Source organism: Sphingobium sp. HDIP04 (genome assembly GCF_000445085.1).
Lineage (GTDB): Bacteria > Pseudomonadota > Alphaproteobacteria > Sphingomonadales > Sphingomonadaceae > Sphingobium > Sphingobium indicum.
The window spans coordinates 74,159-94,781 of sequence record NZ_ATDO01000049.1; the positions used below are offsets into that span (position 1 = coordinate 74,159).

16 protein-coding genes are annotated in these 20,623 nt (G+C 66.3%); 6 read left to right on the forward strand and 10 right to left on the reverse strand.

What is annotated here, in order from left to right; translation table 11 throughout:
* Positions 1–5 precede the first annotated feature (5 nt).
* A complete protein-coding gene (locus L286_RS28490; RefSeq protein WP_020819977.1) occupies positions 6–2,474 on the reverse strand; it encodes a glycogen/starch/alpha-glucan phosphorylase in 2,469 nt (822 codons plus the stop codon).
* 87 nt (positions 2,475–2,561) lie between these two features.
* Positions 2,562–3,767 (reverse strand): serine hydrolase domain-containing protein, encoded by a 1,206-nt coding sequence (locus tag L286_RS28495; RefSeq protein ID WP_020819978.1) that lies wholly within the window; start codon positions 3,765–3,767, stop codon positions 2,562–2,564.
* A gap of 206 nt (positions 3,768–3,973) precedes the next feature.
* On the opposite strand from L286_RS28495, the gene L286_RS28500 reads away from it, so the two are divergent.
* From L286_RS28500 to L286_RS28515, 4 genes are all read left to right on the forward strand, one after another.
* The gene (locus L286_RS28500) at positions 3,974–4,486 is read left to right on the forward strand and encodes an RNA polymerase sigma factor (RefSeq protein ID WP_020819979.1); all 513 of its coding nucleotides are present in this window, start codon (positions 3,974–3,976) and stop codon (positions 4,484–4,486) included.
* Between the two features lie 55 nt (positions 4,487–4,541).
* On the forward strand, positions 4,542–5,471 hold the full coding sequence (locus L286_RS28505; RefSeq protein WP_020819980.1) for a FecR family protein: 930 nt from the start codon (positions 4,542–4,544) through the stop codon (positions 5,469–5,471).
* Positions 5,455–7,899: a TonB-dependent receptor domain-containing protein gene (locus tag L286_RS28510; RefSeq protein ID WP_020819981.1), complete on the forward strand. Its 2,445-nt coding sequence runs from the start codon at positions 5,455–5,457 to the stop codon at positions 7,897–7,899. The genes L286_RS28505 and L286_RS28510 overlap by 17 nt, the downstream gene beginning before the upstream one ends.
* Before the next feature lie 102 nt (positions 7,900–8,001).
* Positions 8,002–11,211 (forward strand): autotransporter outer membrane beta-barrel domain-containing protein, encoded by a 3,210-nt coding sequence (locus L286_RS28515; RefSeq protein ID WP_020819982.1) that lies wholly within the window; start codon positions 8,002–8,004, stop codon positions 11,209–11,211.
* Between the two features lie 401 nt (positions 11,212–11,612).
* Here L286_RS28515 and L286_RS28525 read toward each other — a convergent pair whose 3' ends face one another.
* From L286_RS28525 to gatC, 6 genes are read right to left on the reverse strand one after another with little or no spacing between them, the layout of a single operon-like run.
* A complete protein-coding gene (locus L286_RS28525; RefSeq protein WP_029986555.1) occupies positions 11,613–12,497 on the reverse strand; it encodes a hypothetical protein in 885 nt (294 codons plus the stop codon).
* A 49-nt stretch (positions 12,498–12,546) separates the two neighbouring features.
* Complete coding sequence (gene gatB / locus L286_RS28530; protein WP_020819984.1) at positions 12,547–14,049, reverse strand: Asp-tRNA(Asn)/Glu-tRNA(Gln) amidotransferase subunit GatB; 1,503 nt, start codon at positions 14,047–14,049, stop codon at positions 12,547–12,549.
* The gene (locus tag L286_RS28535) at positions 14,049–14,465 is read right to left on the reverse strand and encodes a type II toxin-antitoxin system VapC family toxin (protein WP_007686466.1); all 417 of its coding nucleotides are present in this window, start codon (positions 14,463–14,465) and stop codon (positions 14,049–14,051) included. The genes gatB and L286_RS28535 overlap by 1 nt, the downstream gene beginning before the upstream one ends.
* Positions 14,462–14,755, reverse strand: a complete 294-nt coding sequence (locus L286_RS28540) for an AbrB/MazE/SpoVT family DNA-binding domain-containing protein (RefSeq protein WP_007686467.1) — start codon at positions 14,753–14,755, stop codon at positions 14,462–14,464. Before L286_RS28540 ends, L286_RS28535 begins: the two co-directional genes overlap by 4 nt.
* 43 nt (positions 14,756–14,798) lie before the next feature.
* Positions 14,799–16,283 (reverse strand): Asp-tRNA(Asn)/Glu-tRNA(Gln) amidotransferase subunit GatA, encoded by a 1,485-nt coding sequence (gene gatA / locus L286_RS28545; RefSeq protein ID WP_020819985.1) that lies wholly within the window; start codon positions 16,281–16,283, stop codon positions 14,799–14,801.
* Entirely contained in the window at positions 16,280–16,567 is a 288-nt protein-coding gene (gene gatC / locus L286_RS0124235; RefSeq protein ID WP_007686469.1) for an Asp-tRNA(Asn)/Glu-tRNA(Gln) amidotransferase subunit GatC, read from the reverse strand. Before gatC ends, gatA begins: the two co-directional genes overlap by 4 nt.
* A gap of 107 nt (positions 16,568–16,674) precedes the next feature.
* On the opposite strand from gatC, the gene L286_RS28550 reads away from it, so the two are divergent.
* Together L286_RS28550 and ruvX are read left to right on the forward strand one after the other, a co-directional pair.
* Complete coding sequence (locus L286_RS28550; protein WP_020819986.1) at positions 16,675–17,805, forward strand: DUF3089 domain-containing protein; 1,131 nt, start codon at positions 16,675–16,677, stop codon at positions 17,803–17,805.
* Positions 17,806–17,807: 2 nt separating this feature from the next.
* Positions 17,808–18,278, forward strand: coding sequence for a Holliday junction resolvase RuvX (gene ruvX / locus L286_RS28555; RefSeq protein ID WP_007686471.1), 471 nt, complete (start codon positions 17,808–17,810; stop codon positions 18,276–18,278).
* A 246-nt stretch (positions 18,279–18,524) separates the two neighbouring features.
* On the opposite strand, the gene L286_RS28560 is transcribed toward ruvX, so the two are convergent.
* Both L286_RS28560 and L286_RS28565 read right to left on the reverse strand, forming a co-directional pair.
* A complete protein-coding gene (locus tag L286_RS28560) occupies positions 18,525–20,036 on the reverse strand; it encodes a L,D-transpeptidase family protein (protein ID WP_020819987.1) in 1,512 nt (503 codons plus the stop codon).
* Positions 20,037–20,077: 41 nt separating this feature from the next.
* Positions 20,078–20,338: a hypothetical protein gene (locus L286_RS28565; RefSeq protein WP_013040474.1), complete on the reverse strand. Its 261-nt coding sequence runs from the start codon at positions 20,336–20,338 to the stop codon at positions 20,078–20,080.
* Positions 20,339–20,623 lie beyond the last annotated feature (285 nt).

The following is a 20,623-nucleotide window of genomic DNA, read 5'->3' on the forward strand; positions in this document are numbered from 1 at the left end:
CCCCGTCAAACCGGCACTTTCCAAATGTCCGTCGCATATTCCCTGATCGTGCGATCCGACGAGAACCAGCCCATGCGCGCGACATTGTGGATCGCCTTGCTCGCCCAGAGCGCCTGGTCCTGCCATATCCCGTCCACCCTGCGCTGCGCGGCGGAATAGCTGTCGAAATCGGCCGCGACCATGAACCAGTCATGGTCGTAGATGCCCTGCACCAGATCCCTGTAGCGTCCCGGATCGTCGGGGGAAAAGACGCCGCTCGCGATCGCGTCCAGCGCCTGGCCCAGTTCGCGGCTCTGGCCGATCACCTCGCGAGGGTCGTAGCCATGGGCGCGCCGTTCGTTCACCTGCGCGGCGGTGAGGCCGAAGATCACGATATTCTCCTCCCCCACATGGTCGCGCATCTCGACATTGGCGCCGTCCAGCGTGCCGATGGTGAGCGCGCCGTTGACCGCGAACTTCATGTTGCCGGTGCCCGACGCCTCCATGCCGGCGGTCGAAATCTGTTCGGACAGGTCGGCGGCGGGGATCATCATTTCCGCCAGCGACACATTGTAATTGGGCACGAACTGCACCTTCAGCAGGCCCTGAACCGCCGGGTCGTGATTGACCGCCCGCGCCACGTCGCCCGCCAGCTTTATGATCAGCTTGGCGTTATGATAGCTGGGCGCCGCCTTGCCGCCGAACAGCTTGACCCGCGGCACCCAGTCCTTCTCCGGATGCGAGCGTATCTGGTCGTAGAGCGACACCGCCTCGATGATGTTGAGCAACTGCCGCTTATATTCGTGGATGCGCTTGATCTGGATGTCGAACAGGGCGGAAGGATCGATCCGGGCGTTGACCCGCTGGCGCAGCAGATCGGCGAGCGCCACCTTGTTGGCGCGCTTGACGGCCAGGAATTTCTCCTGAAAGGCGCTGTCGTCGGCGAAGCGATCCAGTTCCCGCAGCGCTTCGGGATCGTCCATGAAGCGGTCGCCTATCGCCTCGCGGACCAGTTCGAACAGCCCGTGATTGCACTGCATCAGCCAGCGGCGGAAGGTGACGCCGTTTGTCTTGTTGTTGATCCGCGCCGGGTAGAGGCGGTGGAAATCGGCGAACACCGTTTCCTTCATGAGTTCGGTGTGCAGCGCCGACACGCCGTTGACGCTGTGCGATCCGGCGAAGGCCAGATTGCCCATGCGCACCCGCCGCTCTCCCCCCTCGTCGATCAGGGAGATGGCGCCGATCGCCCGGTCGTCGAACTGGCCCGACCGCCGCGCCTCGCCCAACAGGCGGCTGTTCACCGCATAGACGATCTGCATGTGCCGGGGCAGCAGCCGTTCGAACAAGGGCACCGGCCAGCTTTCCAGCGCTTCGGGCAGCAGCGTGTGATTGGTGTAGCTGAACGTCCGGCGGGTGATGTCCCACGCTTCGTCGAAATCGACGCCGTGATTGTCGAGGAGGATGCGCATCAGCTCCGCGACGGCGACGGCCGGATGGGTGTCGTTGAGCTGGATCGCCGCCTTGTCCGGCAGGGTGCGGATGTCCCCGAAATATTGGATATGCCGCCTGACGATGTCCTGCAGCGAAGCGGAGGAGAAGAAATATTCCTGCCGCAGCCGCAATTCCTGCCCCGCGGGCGAACTGTCGGCGGGATAGAGCACCCGCGTCAGCGCCTCCGCCCTGTTGCTTTCGGTCAGCGCGCCCAGATGGTCGCCGGCGTTGAAGCGGTCGAGCAGGATCGGGTCGATCGGCTGCGCCTCCCACAGGCGCAGCGTATTGACCCGCTTGCCCCGCCATCCCGCGATCGGCGTGTCATAGGGCGTGGCGATGACCCGCTCGGCCGGGCGCCAGCGCATCTGGTGCTGGCTGGCGTCCTCATTCTCCGACGGGTCGACCCGCCCGCCGAAGCCGATCTCATAGCTCGCCTCGCGCCGTTCGAATTCCCAGGGATTGCCGTGGGTCAGCCAGGTTTCGGGCAGTTCCACCTGCCAGCCGTCCGAAATCTCCTGCCGGAACATGCCGTTCACATAGCGTATGCCATATCCATAGGCGGGCACGTCGACCGTCGCCATGCTCTCCATGAAGCAGGCCGCCAGCCGGCCCAGGCCGCCATTGCCCAAAGCCGCGTCCGGCTCCAGCGCGGCGATGATGTCGATGTCGACGCCCAGCGAACTCAATGCCGCCTGCATGTCGTCCAGCATTTCCATGTTGGACGCCGCGTCGCGCATCAGCCGGCCGATCAGGAACTCCAGGCTCAGATAATAGACCCGCCGACCCTGCTGCTCATAGGTTTTCTCCGTGGAGGCGATCCAGGCGTCGATCACCCGGTCGCGAATGGCGAGGATCACCGCGTGCAGCCAGTCGTGCGGCTTGGCGGCCGTGGCGTTCTTGCCGATCCGATAGGTCAGCCGCTCGACGATCTCATGGGCGAGAACCTGTGGATCGACCTGCCGCGGGGCGGGCTTGGGGAGGGTGGTTTGGCCTTTCAGGTTCATAAATGCGCCCCTTTCGCCTTCGAGTCCGGGCGCGATGATGGCACGCCCTCCCGACGCTCGCAAACAGCAAATTTTGCAGCGCAGCAATTAATCGGCCCGGCTTTCGATGATGGCGTTGCGAATACCCTGCCTCAACTCGCGACGAACCGGATGGATGCTGGAGGGAAAATGCTGGGTCATGAAAATGCCGATCAGCCGCTCCGCCGGATCGATGAAGAAGAAGGTCGAGAAGACGCCCCCCCAATAATATTCCCGCGTCCGCAGGTCCGTCGCGAAGCCGAGGCCGAAACCGACGCCCGCATAGTCCGCCTCGCTGAACATGGAGGAGGACAGGCTGGAAAGGTCGGCCCCGCCCGGCAGGTGATTGGCGTGCATCGCCGCGACCGTTTCCGGCTTCAGCAGCCGCGCGCCGTCCAGTTCGCCGCCGCGCAGCAGCATCCGGGCGAAGCGGTGGTAATCGGCGACGGAGGAAATGAGGCCCCCGCCGCCCGAACGCAGCCTGAGCGGCCTGCGCCACCCGCTGCGGGCTCCCCTGTCGTAAAGCGACAGCGTGCCGTCCGGTGCCCATTGCCAGGCGTCCGTCATCCGCTCCATCCGGTCGTCCGGCAGTTCGAAGAAGGTGTCCGGCATGCCCAGCGGATCGAAGATGCGCTCCCGGAAGCAGCGCTCCAGGTCCAGGCCGGCCAGCCGCTCCACCACGACGCCCAGCACGTCGGTGGACACAGAATAATTCCAGCGCTCGCCCGGCGAAAATTCCAGCGGCAACGCGGCGAGGGCGGCGATGAACTCGTCGGAACCGCGCTTCTGCTGGAACTCGTCGAGGCCAAGATCGCGGTAGCGCGCATCGATGGCGGTCTGTCGCTGCAAGCCGTAGGTAAGGCCGGACGTGTGGCGCAGCAGGTCGATCATCAGCATCGGCCGCCGCATCCGCCCGCTTCCATCGGCGCCGACGGCAAGGTCGGCGAATTCCGGCAATATGTTCGTCACCGGATCGTCCAGCGCCACCAGCCCCTGCTCCACCAGCATCATGAAGGCGACCGACGTCACCGGCTTGGTCATGGAGGCGATGCGGTAGAGCGCGTCCTCGGCCAGCGGCTCTCCCGTCGCCCGCGCAATGCCGCTGTGGACCGACATGATCGGCTGCTCGTCCCGCGACACCAGCAAGTGCATATGGGGCAGCTTGCCGGGCGCGACATAGCGGTCGTGAAGGATGTCGGCCAACGCCTGCAATTTCCCGGCGTCCATGCCCGCCGCCTGCGCTGCCTCCGCGTCCACCCGCCCTGTAAGCTCCATCGATCCTCCTGCCGGCGCTCATCGACGTTCGCCCTTCCGTCATCCCAAGCCCGGGATGGCGGTCATGGGGCGAACTTCGAATGCAAGGCACTAGAACAGGCAGGCGCGCCCTGCAAATGCCATGCCCCTTCCGCTGCTTGCCCGTTGCAACCCTTCCGTCAGGCCATTATGCCAGCCCGCCTGATCCCACTGGACGCAAGTTCTTCATGGCTAACGGCCTTTCCGCCATATTCCTGCACAACCGGCCCGCCCTGCTGCGGTTCCTGCGCGCGCGCGGCGCGGGCGACGAGTCCGAAGACCTGTTGCAGGACATGTGGATGAAGCTGGAGGAGAAGGATCTGGGGCCGGTCGCCGATCCCCTCCCCTATCTCTACCGCATGGCGAACAACCTGATGCTCGACCGCTATCGGTCCGCCACCCGGCGGGAACGGCGCGAACAGGATTGGGCGGAGGGCGCGGGCGGCGTGATGGCCGACCCGTCGGAGGACGTCGCCGTCGACGAACGGCTGATCCTGAACGAGCGGCTGGAGGAGGCGCGCGCCGTGCTGCAATCCCTGGGGCCAAGGGTGGAACTGGTGTTCCGCCGCTTCCGCCTGGAGGGGGTCGGACAAAGGCTGATCGCGGAGGAACTGGGCGTCAGCCTCACCACCGTGGAGAAGGATCTGCAAAAGGCCTATCGCGCCATGATCGCCCTCAAGCGGAAAATGGATACGGAATGAGGATCGCGGCGGCGTCTGGCTCAGATGAGGGGCTGACATGAACAGGGCTGGAGCCATGATGAACGAGGAGGCGCTCGGATGGGTCATCCGCACGCGCGATCCTGAATTTACCGATTGGGAGGCCTTCACCGCGTGGCTGGAGGCCGATCCCGCGCATGCCCCCGCTTATGATGCGCTGATGGCGGCGGACAACGATCTGGCGGACATCGTTCCGGCCGAACCTGTCACCATCGCCACACCCGCCAACGACGCCGGACCGCGAGGCTGGAGGCCGATGCGCTGGCTGGCGGGGGGCGCGGTCGCGGCCGCGCTGGTCGGCGCGGTTTCGGTTGGCCTGATGAACCGGCCGGACATCTATACCGTCGCCACGCGGCCGGGCGAAACCCGCACCATCGCGCTGGACGAAGGCACCCGCGTCGAGATGAACGGCGGCACGACCATGCGCTTCGACCGGCATGACCCGCGTTTCGCGGCGCTCGACAGCGGCGAGGCGGCCTTCACCGTCCGGCATGACGCGAAAAACCCCTTCCGCGTGACCGTGGGCGACGCGCTGTTCGAGGATGCGGGCACCGTCTTCAACATCGTCCGCACCGGCAATGCGACGCGCATCGGCGTGTCGGAGGGCGAGGTCATCTACAATCCGAAGGCGGAAGCCATCGCCCTGCCCGCCGGCCGCGCCCTCATGGACGACGAGAACGGCCTGCGCGTCATGGACATCGCGCCCGACGCCGTCGCGAGCTGGCGTCAGGGCCGCCTTACCTACGCCAATGCCCCGGTGACGCAGATCAGCGCCGACATCGCCCGTTCATTGGGCGTCCGGCTCACCGCCACGCCCGGCGCGGGGGCGATGCGCTTCACCGGCACGATCCGCCTGCACCGCGACCCGGCGCGGTTCTTTGGCCAGGCGGCGCCGCTGATGGGCCTCAGCGCCGTCAGGCAGGGCGACGGCTGGCTGTTGAGGGAGGGGGATGGCCCGCCACGCTGACGTCCTGTTCGTCGCCGCCCTCGCCATGATGGCCGCTTCCCCTGGGCAAGCGGCGGAAAGACAGCAGATCAGCATCGCCCCCGGACGGCTGGGCGAGGCGGCGATAGCGCTCGGCCGCCAGACCGGCGCCAGCATCGGCATGTCGGACCAGTCGCTGGCGGGCATGGCCACTCCCGCCGTGGAGGGACGCATGACGGTGGAAGCCGCGCTCAAGCGGCTGGTCAAGGGCAGCGGCGCCAGCATCCGGCGGATCGACGCGACCACCTGGCGGATCGTGCGAGCGCCCGTCGCGCGCGAACAGCCCCGCGCCCGCATCGCCCAACCCGTTCCGCAAGCCGCGCCCGAACCGGCCGAGATCATCGTCACCGCGTCCAAGCGCGACATCCCGCTGCCCCGCTATGCCGGGATGGTCGATGCGGTGGGCAGCGACGCCTTCACCGCCGGGGAAGCGGCGGGCGGCACGGCCAGCCTGATCTTCCGCGTGGCGAGCCTCAGTTCCACCCATGCGGGCGCGGGCCGCAACAAGCTGTTCATCCGCGCCATCGCGGACTCCGGCGTTGCCGGACCGACCCAGGCGACGACGGGACAATATCTGGGCGACATGCGGCTCAACTATGCCGCGCCGGACCCGGACCTGCGGCTATACGACATGCAGGGCGTGGAGGTGCTGGAAGGGCCGCAAGGCACGCTCTACGGCGCGGGATCGCTGGGCGGCATCGTGCGCATGATCCCCAATGCGCCCAACCTGGTGCGCGCCGGCGGGCAGATCTCCGCCGGGCTCAGCGCGACGCAGCATGGCGATCCGGGCGGCGACCTGGCCGCGACGATCAACCTGCCGGTCGTGACGGAGAAGATCGCGCTGCGCGTCGTCGGCTATGGCGTGCAGGACGGCGGCTATATCGACGATGTGCTGCGCGACAGGCATGACGTCAACCGCATCCGCACCCATGGCGGCCGCGCCGCGCTGCGTTTCGCGCCGGACGAGGACTGGACCATCGACCTCACCGGGGTCTTCCAGCGGATCGAGGGCGACGATGCGCAATATGCCGCCAAGGAGATCGGCGACCTCAAGCGCGCCTCCGCCGTCGCCCAGCCCTATTCGTCCGACTATGCGCTCGCCAATCTGAGGGTGGAGCGGCAGTGGGACGATCTGCGCTTCGTCTCCTCCACCGGCTTCGTGCGCAACATATTGACGGAAAGCTACGACGCGACGCCCTATGAGATGGCCGGGGCGGACGCGCCCGCCGCCCTGTTCCGGCAAAGGAACAAGGTCGACATCTTCTCGACCGAAAACCGCATCGTCCGCGACCTGGACAATGGGCTGGGCTGGATATTGGGCGCATCCTATCTGGAAAGCACGTCCGATATTCAGCGCTCGCTGACTTCCTACGGCACGGACCTGATGCAGCCGCAGGTCATCCCCGGCGTGCCGATGTACGGGCGCGGCATGCCCGCCACATCGACCGGCGTGCACAACCGCATCCGGGAAGCGACGCTCTTTGGCGAGACCTCGTTCGAACCCATGCGCGGCGTGATCGCCACGGTGGGCGGCCGACTGACCAACAGCCGCCTGACGGGCGAGGTGCTGGACCCCATCGCCCTGTTGTCCCTGGCCGCCATCGCGAAGGCGGAGGCGCAGGCGAACCGGAGCGAGACGATCTTCCTCCCCTCCTTCTCCCTGCTGACGGACGCCCTGCCGGGAATGACCGTCTATGCCCGGTTCCAGCAGGGCTTCCGTCCCGGCGGGCTGGCGGTCGACGACCAGCATATCCAGCGGTTCCGCAACGACCGCGCGTCCACGCTGGAACTGGGCTTCCGCAGGGGCGTGCCGGGCGTCGATCCGGTCGCGCTCACCGGCAATCTCGCCTATACCAGGTGGCGGGACATCCAGGCCGACGTCACCGACCGGATCGGCATTCCCACCACCGCCAATATCGGGGACGGGCGCATCTACACGGTGGAGGGGCGCGTCGCCATCCGCCCCGCGCCGCGCCTGACGCTGGACGGCAGCATCATCTACAATGACAGCCGCCTCAGCCGCCCGGCGCAATTCCTGCGCCTGCTGTCCTATGAGGGGCAGTCGCTGAGCCTGCCCAATGTCGCCAATTGGGGCGGCCGCATCGGCTTCGACTATCGCGCGCCGGTGGGCGGGGAGATGCGGCTCCAACTCAGCGGCTCGGCCCGCTATGTCGGCAAGTCGCGGCTGGGCGTCGGGCCGCTGCTGGGCCGGGAACAGGGCGACTATGTGGACACGGCGTTCACCGCCGCGCTGACGCATGGGACGGTGCAATGGTCGCTGTCCCTTGCCAACCTGCTCGACAGCAGCGGCAACCGCTTCTCGCTGGGCACGCCCTTCGACCTCAGCGGGGATTATGTGACGCCGCTGCGTCCGCGCACTGTCCGGCTGGGGCTGGATTTCGCCTTCTGATCCTGCATCGCATTATTTTTAACGGACGGGACAGGCGTTCCCGCGCCGTCTTCGCCGCATGCGCGCTCATCGGAAAGAGGCGCGGCACGCAGAGGAGACATCATGCGCAATCTACTGGCCTGCACGGCCATCGCTCCCGTTCTGGCCGCCCTGTCGGTGGCCGATGCGGCGGCGGAAACCACCATCGGTTCCTCCACCACCACCGCCGTCCGCACCTCGACCGTCGCCAATGGCGCCGCCGATGACGTGACGGTCAGTTCCGCAGGATCGATCACCCTGACCGGCGGCACCGCCATCACCCAGGACAGCAACAACAAGGTCGGCAATGCCGGCACGCTGAAGATTTCGGGAGCGGACGGCGCGACCGGCATTCGCGCCGTCGCAGGCACCAGCGGCACTATCAGCCATAGCGGCACGATCACCCTGGACGAGGATTATACGCCCGCCGATGACGACAAGGACGGCGACCTGGACGGTCCCTTCGCCAAGGGTTCGAACCGCAACGGCATCTGGGTCCAGTCGGGCGCGGCGCATGTGGGCAATATCGACAGCAGCGGCACCATCACCATTGAAGGCAATCAGTCCGCCGGCATCCGCATCGACGCGCCGCTGACCGGCAATCTGTCGACCAGCGGCTCCACCAGCGTGGTGGGCGACAATAGCCATGGCGTGCTCGCCAATGCGGTCGCCGGCAATGTCACCATCCGCGGGACGACGGCGGTCACGGGCGCCAACAGCACCGGCCTCGCCCTGCAGGGGGACGTGACCGGAGCGGTGAAGATCCAGGGAACGATCACCAGCACCGGCTATCGCTATATTTCGCGTCCGAGCGACGTTTCCAAGCTGGACGCGGACGATCTGCTTCAGGGCGGATCGGCGGTGACGATCGCCGGCAATGTCACGGGCGGCGTCATCTTCGACATTCCGCCGACGCTCGACAGCAGCAAGCCCGACGTCGACAATGACGGGCTGACCGACGCCAGCGAAGGATCCGCCAATATCATCGCCTACGGCTCCGCCGCCGCCGTGCGGATCGGTTCGGCCACGGCGGCCACGACCATCGGTCCGGTGGCCGCGGACAGTTCCGGCTATGGCCTGATCGTCAAGGGGGCGATCACTGGACAGGGCGTCTATAACGGCGTCAGCGCCAATGGCCTGGCCATTGGCGGGCTGGGCGGCGACGTCACGCTGACAAAGGGCCTGCTGGTGTCTGGGTCGGTCGGCGCGGCGTCCTATGACAACAATGCGACGGCCATTCGCCTGGGCAGCGGGGCCACGGCAGACACCATCCAGGTGGGCGGCGCGGTGAGCGCGACCGGATCCAGCGTCGCCGGCACGTCGGCGCGCGCGCTGGTGATCGACGCGGGCGCGACGAGCCGCGCCATCGTCAACAGCGGCGCCATCTCCGCCACGGCGCTCAGCAGCAAGGACGGCGCGGCCGTCGCCATCCTCGATTCCTCCGGCACGGTGGCGTCGCTGTCCAACAGCGGCACCATCTCCGCGACTGGGGGCAAGAGCGGGTCGAACGTCGCCGTCGATCTGAGCGCCAACGGCAGCGGCGTCACCCTGACGCAGTCGCTTGCCTCCGCCACGGCGAGCGCGCCCAGGATCACGGGCGACGTGCGGCTGGGGTCGGGCAACGACGTCGTGACCGTCTCGGCCGGCAGCATTGCGGGCAATGTCGACCTGGGCGGGGGCAGCAACAGCCTGGCGCTCTCCGGCTCCTCCACCTTGGCGGGCAATGTCGCGCTGGGCGGGAACGGCTCCAGCCTGGGCCTGTCGGGAAGCGCGCAGATCAATGGCGACGTGGATTTCGGCGGCGGCGCGTCGACCCTGACCCTTTCCGGCACCGCCGCGCTCAACGGCGCGATCGGCAATGCCGGCAATGTCGCCGTCGCGATGAATGGCGGCACGCTCAACGCCGGCAACAAGGGCGCGGTCGCGCTCGCCTCGCTGGCAGTCGGCGCGTCCTCCGTCATCGGCGTGACGGTCGACACGGCCAACGGCACCAACACGCTCTACCATGTCGCGGGCGCCGCAACCTTCGCCAGCGGATCGCAGGTCAAGGCGACCCTGACCAGCGTCGTAGGGTCGGAGGGCGATTATGTCATCGTCCGCGCCGGATCGCTGAGCGGCACGCCCGCCCTCTCCAGCACCACGCTGATCCCCTATATGTTCAAAGGCGGCATCGCCAGCAACGCCGCGACGGGGGAAGTGACGCTGTCGATCGCCGCCAAGACCGTGTCCGAACTCGGCCTGACGGGATCGCAGGCGCGGGCCTATGACGCGATCTTCAACGCGCTGGACAAGGACAGCGCCGTTGCGGGCCGCTATCTTGCCATCACCGACGGCGACGCGCTGAAGGCCAATCTGCAACAGATGCTGCCCGACCATGCCGGCGGCACGTTCGAGGCGGTGACCGCCGGTTCGCGCGCGACCGCCCGCATCCTGGCCGATCCGGGCGGCATCTATCGCACCGACGACGGGCGCCTCGGCTTCTGGCTGCAACAGGTGGCGTTCGGCAGTTCCAAGAGCCTGGGCGACACTGCGTCCTACGACATCACCGGCTGGGGGGCGAGTTTCGGCGCGGAATATCTGACGGGGATCGGCGCGCTGGGCGCATCCTTCGCCTATATCCATGGCAGCGACTCTTCGGGCAGCACCGACAATGCCGTGGATTCCGACCAGTTCGAACTGGCGGCGCACTGGCGGGGCGATTTCGGCCCACTCCAGGCCTATGCGCGCCTGTCGGCCGCCCATGTCGATTTCCGCGGCAGCCGCCATTTCGAGTCCGGCGACGTCGTGCGCGCGGCCGACGGCGACTGGTCGGGCAAGCTCTACTCCGCGACGGCGGGCGGCTCCTATGAGATGCGCTTCAACCGCTTCACCCTGCGTCCGGCGGCCGGCATCGATTATTACCGGCTGAAGGAAAACGGCTATGGCGAGACGGGCGGCGGCGCTGCCTTCGACCTGATCGTCGACGGGCGCACCAGCGACGAACTGACCGCCAGCGGCAACGTCACGGTCGGTTACGACTTCGGCAGTCTCGACCGCGAGGACGGCTGGATGCGGTTCGAGCTGGAAGGGGGACGGCGCCAGATCATCGGCGGATCACTGGGCGACACCACCGCCCGCTTCGCCGGTGGGGAGGACTTCACCCTGGTCGCGGACAAGCGCACCAGCGGCTGGACCGGGCGCGCCCGGCTGATCGGCGGCACTGGAAGTTTCCGCGTCGGCGGCGAATTCGGGGCGGAAGAACAGCAAGATCACGTCGCCCTTTCGTTGCGGGCGACGGTAAACTTCATTCTGTGACGTCCTAGGCAGCATGGACAAATTCGAAAATGTCGTGGAATTGGCCGGGCGCGGTCATCAGTTTTCCGTCACCCCGGAATGGGGAATGACGGCAAACCACCCAAATCGCTCAGTCCGTCGAGTCCTGAACTTGTCCACGCTGCCTGGAGCGTTTTCCAAGCAGATGAATCATCTGCTGACTTGGGTGCTGACTTGGGAAACGCGGTAAGGCAAGAGCCTGGAGCGGCCGATCCGATGCGGTCGGATCGGAATCCGCTCCAGCACTGAATTGGCGGGCCACACCCCACAGACCCTCCCGGCCCGCCGATCCGCCATGACATGAGCCGCCTCCCAACGGCGTCATGGCAGTGAAGGAAGGGGCGCTGCCTTCCCCCGGCAGCGCCCCTTTTATTTTACCGCTTCTAAGGTCGGACCGCGAAATCGAAGATCCGCGCGCCGCCCGTGCCGCCGCCCCACATGCCGGGACCGGAGCCGGCGCTGACGGAATAGAGGAAGCCATATTCGCCCGCGCCCAGATCCGCCTTCGGCATGACCTTGAAGACGCCGGGCGCCACCTGCTCATAGTCGAAGGCGATGCGGTCCTTGTCCATGACTCCGGACTTGGCGCCGCCCAGGTTCATGCTGCCGACGCGGGTTTCGCGACGGCCCTTCTTCACGTCGAACTGGATCAGGCTGAATTCATTGGGCGAGGTGATCGCCGCCGCCGGCCCCGCCAGCCAGAGCGACGGCGCGCCCGCCTGCGACAGGCTGCGATTGGCCTCGTCAAAGTAGAAATAGAAGGTCGGCCGCGCCTTGCCCGACGCGATCCGGGCGCTGACATTGGGTATGACCGCCTTGATGCTGAGCGAGGCGATGCCCCCGGTGAAGGCATAGCCCAGTATCCCGCCCGTCTTGCTCTGGTTGGAAATGGTGGGATCGATCCGCGCCATGCGGGCAGGCTCCGCGCCTTCGACCAGCATGTAGATGCCGGAAGGATGCGGCACCAGCGGATCGGGCGAGTCCGCCGACATGGCCGCCTTGGCCGAGGTGATGCCCTGCGATCCCGCCTCGATCATCGCGGCGATGACGGGGCCGGAAACGCCGTTCTTCTTGAGCGCGATGAGGTCTTCGGTGGACAGCCTGTACCGGGCGGGCGAAGCCTTGATCTTCGCGATCACGGCTTCATCCCCCAGACCGGCCGATACCAGCGCCACGACGCTGTCATTGTCGAGCGTTTCCGCCCGCGCCGCGACGGTCGCGATGCTTGCCGCGAGGCACAGCCCCACGGCGAAAATCCCCCTTTTCATATCCACCCCCTGAAACCAGGCCGGCATCCCCATGCCGGCCCCCCATGACTTAACTCAAAGCCTTCCTGATCAGTTCGTTGACGACCTGCGGATTGGCCTTGCCCTGCATCGCCTTCATCGTCTGGCCGACGAAGAAGCCGAACAGCGCCTCCTTGCCCGCCTTATATTGTTCGACCTTGTCGCCATTGTCGGCCAGCACCTTGGCCACCGCCGCCTCGATGGCGCCCGTGTCGCTGGTCTGCTTCAGGCCCTTTTCCTCGACGATCTTGGGCGCGCTGTCGCCGGTTTCGAGCATGATCTCGAACACCTGCTTGGCGATGGTGCCGCTGATCGTGCCGTCCGCGATCAGGGCCAGCAGTTCAGCGCCTTCCTCCGGCCCGACCGGACTGTCCTCCAGGCTCTTGCCCAGACGATTGAGCGCGCCGTAAAGCTCCGACAGCAGCCAGTTGGCCGAAGCCTTGGCCACCTCGCCCTCGCTCTTCTTCTGGATGCGCGCGCCCTCGGCCAGCAGCGCCTCGAACCAGCGGGCGGTGTCGGCGTCGGCGGTCAGCGTGGCGGCATTATAGGCGCTAAGGCCCAGATCCTTCTCATAGCGGCGACGCTTGGCGTCGGGCAGTTCGGGCAGCGACTGGCGGCATTCCTCCAGAAAGGCGTCGTCCAGTTCCAGCGGCAACAGGTCCGGATCGGGGAAATAGCGATAGTCATGCGCGTCTTCCTTCGACCGCATGGAACGCGTTTCATTCCTGTCCGGATCGTAGAGGCGCGTTTCCTGCACCACCTTGCCGCCCGCCTCCAGCACGTCGACCTGGCGATTGGCCTCATGCTCGACCACCGCCATAACGAAGCGGACGGAGTTGACGTTCTTCGTCTCGGTGCGGGTGCCGAATGCCTCGCCCGGCTTGCGGACCGACACGTTGACGTCGGCGCGCATCGAACCCTGGTCCATATTGCCGTCGCACGAGCCGACATAGCGCAGGATCGTCCGCAGCTTCGACAGATAGGCCCCGGCTTCGGCCGGGGAGCGCATGTCGGGCTTCGACACGATCTCCATCAGCGCCACGCCCGAACGGTTGAGATCGACATAGGATCGCGTGGGATGCTGGTCGTGCATCAGCTTGCCCGCATCCTGCTCGACATGGATGCGCTCGATGCCGATCTTCTTGGTCTCGGCGTCCGGATTCTTGTCGTCCAGGCTGATCTCGATCTCCCCCTCGCCCACCAGCGGGTGGTAAAGCTGGCTGATCTGGTAGCCCTGCGGCAGGTCGGCGTAGAAATAGTTTTTCCGGTCGAAGCGCGACCATCTGTTGATCTGCGCCTTGATCGCCATGCCGGTGCGCACCGCCTGGCGGATGCATTCGCGATTGGGCACGGGCAGCATGCCGGGCATGGCCGCGTCGACAAGGCTCACCTGCGTGTTCGGCTCCGCCCCGAAAGCCGTGGCGGCGCCGGAAAAGAGCTTAGCCTGGCTCGTCACCTGCGCATGGACTTCCAGGCCGATCACGACCTCCCACTCGCCGGTTGCGCCCTGGATGCGATAGGTTGATTCGGTCATCAGTCGTCCTCTGAAGGCGTGATCAATGACACGCCGGGGAAATAGCTTCTGTAAAAACGCGGGTCGCGAGTCAGAATGGTGGCTCCCGCCGCCTGCGCATGCCCGCCGATGAAGAAATCGGCGAGGATGGATTTTGCCGCTCCGGCTTGCCGCCGGGCACGATGAACCTCAAACGCCCGCCCGGCCTGGAATGCGCCTTCGTCGGTCAGTGGCTCAATCATGATCAGCATGGAGGCCAAGACGGCCCTGAGATCGGCCAATGCTTCAAACCGTGGCGCGATCTCGCCTACCACCACCGGATTGACGAACAGAGAGGCTCCGAAAGCGGCGCGATTGATGTGGGCGAACGACCAGTCGAACCACTGCGGATCACGATCGAAAACATCTATGAGCACGTTTGAATCAATCAGGATCACGGTTCGTAACTACCCCGTATCTCCCGCATATATTCATCCGTGCTCATGCCGTCCGGATTCGGATATTTTCCGGCGATCGCCATGATGGCTTCACGCACCCGCCGGCTCCGTTCGCTGGCCTCCTCCAGGCTGAAACCCAGAGGGGTGACCACCACCTGGCCTTCGCCATTGACCGTCACCTTATAGGGTTGCCCCGGAACCAGACCAGCGGCGTCACGCATGGCCTTGGGGATCAATATTTGCCCCTTGCTCGTCATGGTTCCGGTTTCGATCTTGCTCGGCGCGTTCATCGTCAATCTCCAGTGTTACCAAGGTAACACTTCGACCTGGACATTACCACCACTTGTCCGGCCGCGCCGCAAAGCCTGCGCGTTCTTCAATCGCAAGGCCCGCGTTCAGCACGGTCTGCTCGTCCAGCGCCTTGCCGATGATCTGGAGGCCCAGCGGCAGTCCCTGCGCATCCAGCCCGCCCGGCACCGCCATGGCGGGCAGCCCCGCCAGCGAAGCGGGCACGGTGAAGACGTCGTTCAGATACATGGCCAGCGGATCGGCCTGCTTCTCCCCCAATGCGAAGGAAGCGCTGGGCGCGGTCGGCGTCAGCAGCAGGTCGCACTTCTCGAAGGCCTGCTCGAAATCCCGCGCGATCAACGCCCGGACCTTCTGCGCCTGCGTATAATAGGCGTCGTAGAAACCCGCCGACAGCACATAGGTGCCGATCATGATGCGGCGCTTCACCTCCGGCCCGAAACCGGCGGCGCGGGTCGCGGCATACATGTCCTGCAGGCCCGCCCCATCGGGCAGATCGCGCTGGCCATAGCGCACGCCATCATAGCGGGCGAGGTTCGAGGACGCCTCGGCAGGCGCGATGATATAATAGGTCGGCAGCGCATATTTGGTATGCGGCAGGGACACGTCCATCACCTCGGCGCCCGCATCCTTCAACCATTCGATGCCGCGATCCCACATGGCGGAGATTTCCGCGTTTAGCCCATCGGGTCGATATTCCCTGGGAATGCCGACCTTCTTCCCCTTGAGATCGCTCGACAAATTGGCTTCCCACTGCGGCACTGCCAGGTCGAGCGAAGTCGAATCCCTGGGGTCGAAGCCCGCCATCGTCTCAAGCAGGATCGCATTGTCCCGCACCGTCCGCGCCATCGGCCCGGCCTGATCGAGCGAAGAGGCGAACGCCACGATCCCCCAGCGCGAACAGCGCCCATAGGTCGGCTTGATCCCGGAAATGCCGGTGAAGGCCGCAGGCTGACGAATAGACCCGCCCGTATCGGTGCCAGTCGCCGCCGGGCAGAGCCGCGCCGAAATCGCCGCCGAAGACCCGCCCGAAGACCCCCCCGGCGCCAAAGCGGCATTATCCCCGCCGCCCCGCCGCCAGGGCGAGATCACATTGCCGAAATAGCTGGTCTCGTTCGAAGAGCCCATGGCGAACTGGTCGAGGTTCAGCTTGCCCAGCATGCCCGCGCCCGCATCCCACAGCTTCTTCGAAACCGTGGACTCATAGGTCGGCGTGAACCCCTCCAGCATGTGGGAGGCGGCGGTCGTCTGCACGCCCTCGGTGCAGAACAGATCCTTCATGCCGATCGGCACGCCCGAAAGCGGCTTCAGCGCCTCCCCCGCGGCCTTCGCCCTATCGGCGGCGTCGGCCGCTTCCAGCGCCCTTTCCGGCGTCTCGACGATGAAGGCATTGAGCGCCTTGGCGGCGGCGACATTGGCGTTGAACGCCTCCGCCACTTCCCGCGCCGAAAAATCGCCCGCGCGGAAACCGTCGCGGATTTCCGCGACCGTCAGATCAGTAAGCTCGGTCATTCGATCACCTTCGGCACCGCGAAAAAGCCATGCTCGGCCTGCGGCGCATTGGCCAGCACCCGGTCGCGGACATTGCCGTCGGTGACGACATCGTCGCGCAGGCGCAGCTTGTTGGGGATGACGGCGGTCATCGGCTCCACGCCGGTCACGTCCACCTCCCCCAATTGCTCCACCCAGCCCAGGATGTTGTTGAGTTCGGGCACCATGGCTTCGGCTTCGGCGTCGGTCACCGAAATGCGCGAAAGGCTGGCGATCTTTTTCACGGTCTGAAGGTCTATCGACATGGCCCCGCCGCTACCATCGGCACCTCCATGCTTCAAGTCCTTGCGCGCATGACGCGCTTGCGCCAGACAGGGATATATCAGCATCGCAGCCAGATGGAGAGCGCCGGTTGGCCCGCAAGTTCCTCTATGTCGTAACCGGCCTGATCGTGCTGGTGATCGCGGCATTGCTGGCCTATCGCCTCTGGGGCATGCAGTTGATCCGGGCGGTGATGGTCCCGCGGGAGGCGTTCGCGCAGATTCCGCCCCTGCCCGCCAACGCCTATGACGATCCGAAGATGTGGATCGCCCGGCCCGACATCGTGAAGGACAATCCGGCGCTCTGGACGCCGGAGGGCGTGAAGGACGTCCCGGCCCCGGCAAAGGCGCCGGAAAAGGCAGCAATCTTCTTCATCCACCCGACATCCTACATCACCACCCTGGGCGACGCCCATTGGAACATGCGGCTGGACGATCAGGAAGCGCTCGCCACCGCCAGGCGCTTCGTGCAGAGTCAGGCGAGCGCCTTCAACGCGGCCGGTTCCATCTGGGCGCCGCGCTATCGCCAGGCCAATTACGGGGCATTCCTGACCGACAAGCCCGCCGCAGAACAATCCCTCGCCGCCGCCTATCGCGACGTCGCGCAGGCCTTCGCCGCTTTCCTCAAGGCCAATCCGCAAGGCCCCCTGATCCTCGCCGCGCACAGCCAGGGAACGCGCCACCTGCTCCAGTTGCTGCGCGAACGGGCGGCGGACAAATCCCTTACCGACCGCATCGCCGCCGTTTACGCCGTGGGCTGGCCCATCTCCGTCGAGGCCGACCTGCCTGCCCTCGGCCTCCCCGCCTGCGCCAGGCGCGATCAGGCGCATTGCATCGTAAGCTGGCAGAGCTATGCCGAACCGGCCGATCCTTCCGCCGTCATCGAAAGTTTCGAGCGCAAGCCCAGCTTCACCGGCAGGCCGCACAAGGGCACGCACATGCTCTGCACCAACCCCATCACCGGCGCGTTCAACGGCTCGGCACCGGCCAGCGCCAATCGCGGCACGCTGGACGCCCGCGACGCGGACAAGCCGACCCGGATCGTCCCCGGCATCGTCCCCGCCCGCTGCGACACCAGCGGCGTGCTGATGATCGGGGAGCCGGTGGACATGGGGCCGTTCACCCTGCCGGGCAATAATTACCACGTCTATGACTATGCGCTGTTCTGGGCCGATGTGCGCGAAGACGCGAAGCAGCGGCTGGCCGCGTTCCTGAAGAAATAAGCATGTCCATCCTCACCGCCGACCGCGCGGCCTTCCGCGAAGCCCTGCCCCATGGCGGCCGCCTGATCGGGCTGGACGTCGGCACCAAGACCATCGGCATTGCGCTGTGCGACGCGGGCTGGTCCATCGCCAGCCCGGCCCACACGGTTTCACGCGGCAAGTTCAGCAAGGACAAGATCGCCCTCGCCGCCTTCATGGAGCAGCAGCAGGTGAAGGGCGTGGTGATCGGCCTGCCGCTCAACCTGGACGGCAGCGAAAGCCCCCGCAGCCAGGCAAGCCGCGCCTTCGGCCGGAATATCGCGGACCTGGGCCTGCCGATCCTGTTCTGGGACGAACGCTGGTCGACCCAGGCGGTGACGCGCACCCTGCTGGAAGCCGACGCCAGCCGCGCGCGAAGGGGCGAACTGGTGGACAAGCTGGCGGCCAGCTACATATTGCAGGGCGCGATAGACGGACTGATGGCGGGGTTCTAACCCCCACCCCGTTCGCTTCGAGCGAAGTCGAGAAGTGACTGATTTTGGATGGGGAGCGGACGTTCGCCTATTCGTCACCCCGGACTTGATCCGGGGTCCCGCTGCCTTGGACGAGGCGGACGCTCAGACAAGAAAGCGGGACCCCGGGGTCAAGCCCGGGGTGACGGGAAACTAATGACCGCAATTAGCCATTTCCCGACATCCAAATTGCCCGCGCCGCCCACCCCCGAAACAAGCCCAGCCGCCCTAAACCCCATCCCGTCCATAGACATCCGGCAAAAACCGCACTCCATCCCCCAAAGGCACCGCCGTCAGATAGGTCAGGTAGACCGGCACGGGCTGGGGCAGCGGCACATGCTGTTCCGGCTTGTCGCTGGCGGGCTTCAACGGCTTGCCGAAGAACCAGCGTCCCAGCCGCTGTGCATCCTCCAGCCGCACGCAGCCATTGCTGAACTGGCGCGCCGGTTTCGCCAGCAGGTCGCGGGAAGGCGTGTCGTGCAGGTAGATGCCAAGGTCGTTGGGGAACATGAACTTGACCTTCCCCATGGCGTTGTCGCCGCCGGGAAGCTGCCGCACGCGCAATTCCGTGCGCCCGTCGGCCACCGCCCGCCAGTCGACCGCCGCCGGATCGAGCTTCCGCGCATTGGCGCTCCAGTCGGACAGCGCCTCGTAGCGCAGCTTCGTCAGCGAAGCGCCGTTCAGCATCCGGGGCGCCAGCTTCCGCTCGACCAGATCGGACGGCACATTCCAATAGGGATTGAGCGTCGCATATCGCACCATGCCGGCCATCATCGGCGTCTGGCTTTCCTTCGCGCCGACCACGACCTTCATCGTGCCGTCCTGCGCGCCCTTGCTGAAATACCAGAGGCGGGCGGAGGCCGCATCCACCACCACATGCCGCACCTGCGGGCCGGGCAACAGCCGCGCGCGTTCCATGTTGAGCGCGATCAGCCGGTCATAATGGTCGTCGCCCCGGTTGAGGGCGGCGATGGTCGCCGCGCCCGCGACGCCATCGGGCTTGAGGCCATGGTCGCCCTGAAACGCCTTCACCCTGGCGACCAGCGCCTTGTCATAGGCGGCCCCGCTCGCCAGCCCCAGGCGGCGGCGAAGCGCCACGGCGCCCGCCTTCATGCCGGGGCGCAACTTGACATCGGCCGGCACCGGCACTTGCGGCAGGCCGCCCCAACGCTGGGCGAAACCCGCCCGCGCCTCTCGCAGCTTCACGTAGATGGGGCTCATCCAGCCGATCGACCGCACATAATCGACAAAGGACGGCGCCACCGCGGCGGCGCGCAGAATTTCCTTCGGTTCCTCGTCCTTCGGCTCCACCTCCGGATCGAGATAGCGCACCTTCACCTTGCGCGATGGCTTGCGCATGTCGCCTGCCAGCGCGGCGAAGGCCCTGGACAAGGCGATGTCAGCCCGCGCCAGCAGCCGGGGATCGCCGCTGGGATCGGCATCCTTCACCAGGGCCTTGAGCTCGCGGGCGCCATAGTCCTTCGGTTTCAAGCCGTCCGCATCGGCTCCCTCGATCAGCGCGATCAGGGCGTCGGCCTGCGGACCGACCCGGCCCCGTTCGATCCAGAGCGGCCAATAGCCGCGAGGGGCGTAGAAATCCCTCAGCTTGCCACCCGCGGACGAACGGATTTCCGCCGCCACGCTGGTGCGCTGGACGTCCGCGGCAGGGGCCGGTTGCGCCGCGGCCTGGGCAGGCCATGCCGCCAGCGCAAGCGCCGGAAGCAGGATGCCATGGAGCAAAGGGGCGCGGCAACGGCGCCGCGCCCTGACATATGCGTTTGTCAGCCGCGTTCTCCGCGACGCGAGGGCGGCGGAGGCGGCGGGGGCGGCGGACAGGGCGGCCCTTGAATCTCGTGATACATGCCGTCGGGCGAATAATAGCCGTCGACGATGCCGTCGCCATTGCGATCCGCCGCGACAGTGCCGCTGATCGCGCCGGGGCCGACCGGCGGCGCAGGCGCGACAGGCTCGTTGCTGGTGGACGCGCAGGCACTAAGCGCAAGCGCCGTGCCGCCGAGAAGCGCCAATAAGCTGATTTTCATACCCTCTCCCTTGGCGCTTCGAGGACCGTGCGCCGGCTAGACTGCGGAAGCTGCGCAAGGCAGCGCGGATGTAACGAACAGCCGAGTGGTTGGATTCCATTACCGCTGTGGAATGAGGACGATCCGTGCCTGAGCAACGATTAACCGTTACGCGATGATTTGGGTAGGGAGCGGACGCTCGCCTATTCGTCACCCCGGGCTTGACCCGGGACCCCGCTGCCTTGGGCGGGGCACGGACTCAGAAAGAAAGCGGGACCCCGGATCAAGTCCGGGGTGACGGTAAAT

Excerpts from the sequence above, each read along its gene's own strand:
- L286_RS28490 (WP_020819977.1), bottom strand. The coding sequence starts at position 2,474 with ATGAACCTGAAAGGCCAAACCACCCTCCCCAAGCCCGCCCCGCGGCAG.
- L286_RS28495 (WP_020819978.1), bottom strand. The coding sequence starts at position 3,767 with ATGGAGCTTACAGGGCGGGTGGACGCGGAGGCAGCGCAGGCGGCGGGC.
- L286_RS28500 (WP_020819979.1), top strand. The coding sequence starts at position 3,974 with ATGGCTAACGGCCTTTCCGCCATATTCCTGCACAACCGGCCCGCCCTG.
- L286_RS28505 (WP_020819980.1), top strand. The coding sequence starts at position 4,542 with ATGATGAACGAGGAGGCGCTCGGATGGGTCATCCGCACGCGCGATCCT.
- L286_RS28510 (WP_020819981.1), top strand. The coding sequence starts at position 5,455 with ATGGCCCGCCACGCTGACGTCCTGTTCGTCGCCGCCCTCGCCATGATG.
- L286_RS28515 (WP_020819982.1), top strand. The coding sequence starts at position 8,002 with ATGCGCAATCTACTGGCCTGCACGGCCATCGCTCCCGTTCTGGCCGCC.
- L286_RS28525 (WP_029986555.1), bottom strand. The coding sequence starts at position 12,497 with ATGAAAAGGGGGATTTTCGCCGTGGGGCTGTGCCTCGCGGCAAGCATC.
- gatB (WP_020819984.1), bottom strand. The coding sequence starts at position 14,049 with ATGACCGAATCAACCTATCGCATCCAGGGCGCAACCGGCGAGTGGGAG.
- L286_RS28540 (WP_007686467.1), bottom strand. The coding sequence starts at position 14,755 with ATGAACGCGCCGAGCAAGATCGAAACCGGAACCATGACGAGCAAGGGG.
- gatA (WP_020819985.1), bottom strand. The coding sequence starts at position 16,283 with ATGACCGAGCTTACTGATCTGACGGTCGCGGAAATCCGCGACGGTTTC.
- gatC (WP_007686469.1), bottom strand. The coding sequence starts at position 16,567 with ATGTCGATAGACCTTCAGACCGTGAAAAAGATCGCCAGCCTTTCGCGC.
- ruvX (WP_007686471.1), top strand. The coding sequence starts at position 17,808 with ATGTCCATCCTCACCGCCGACCGCGCGGCCTTCCGCGAAGCCCTGCCC.
- L286_RS28565 (WP_013040474.1), bottom strand. The coding sequence starts at position 20,338 with ATGAAAATCAGCTTATTGGCGCTTCTCGGCGGCACGGCGCTTGCGCTT.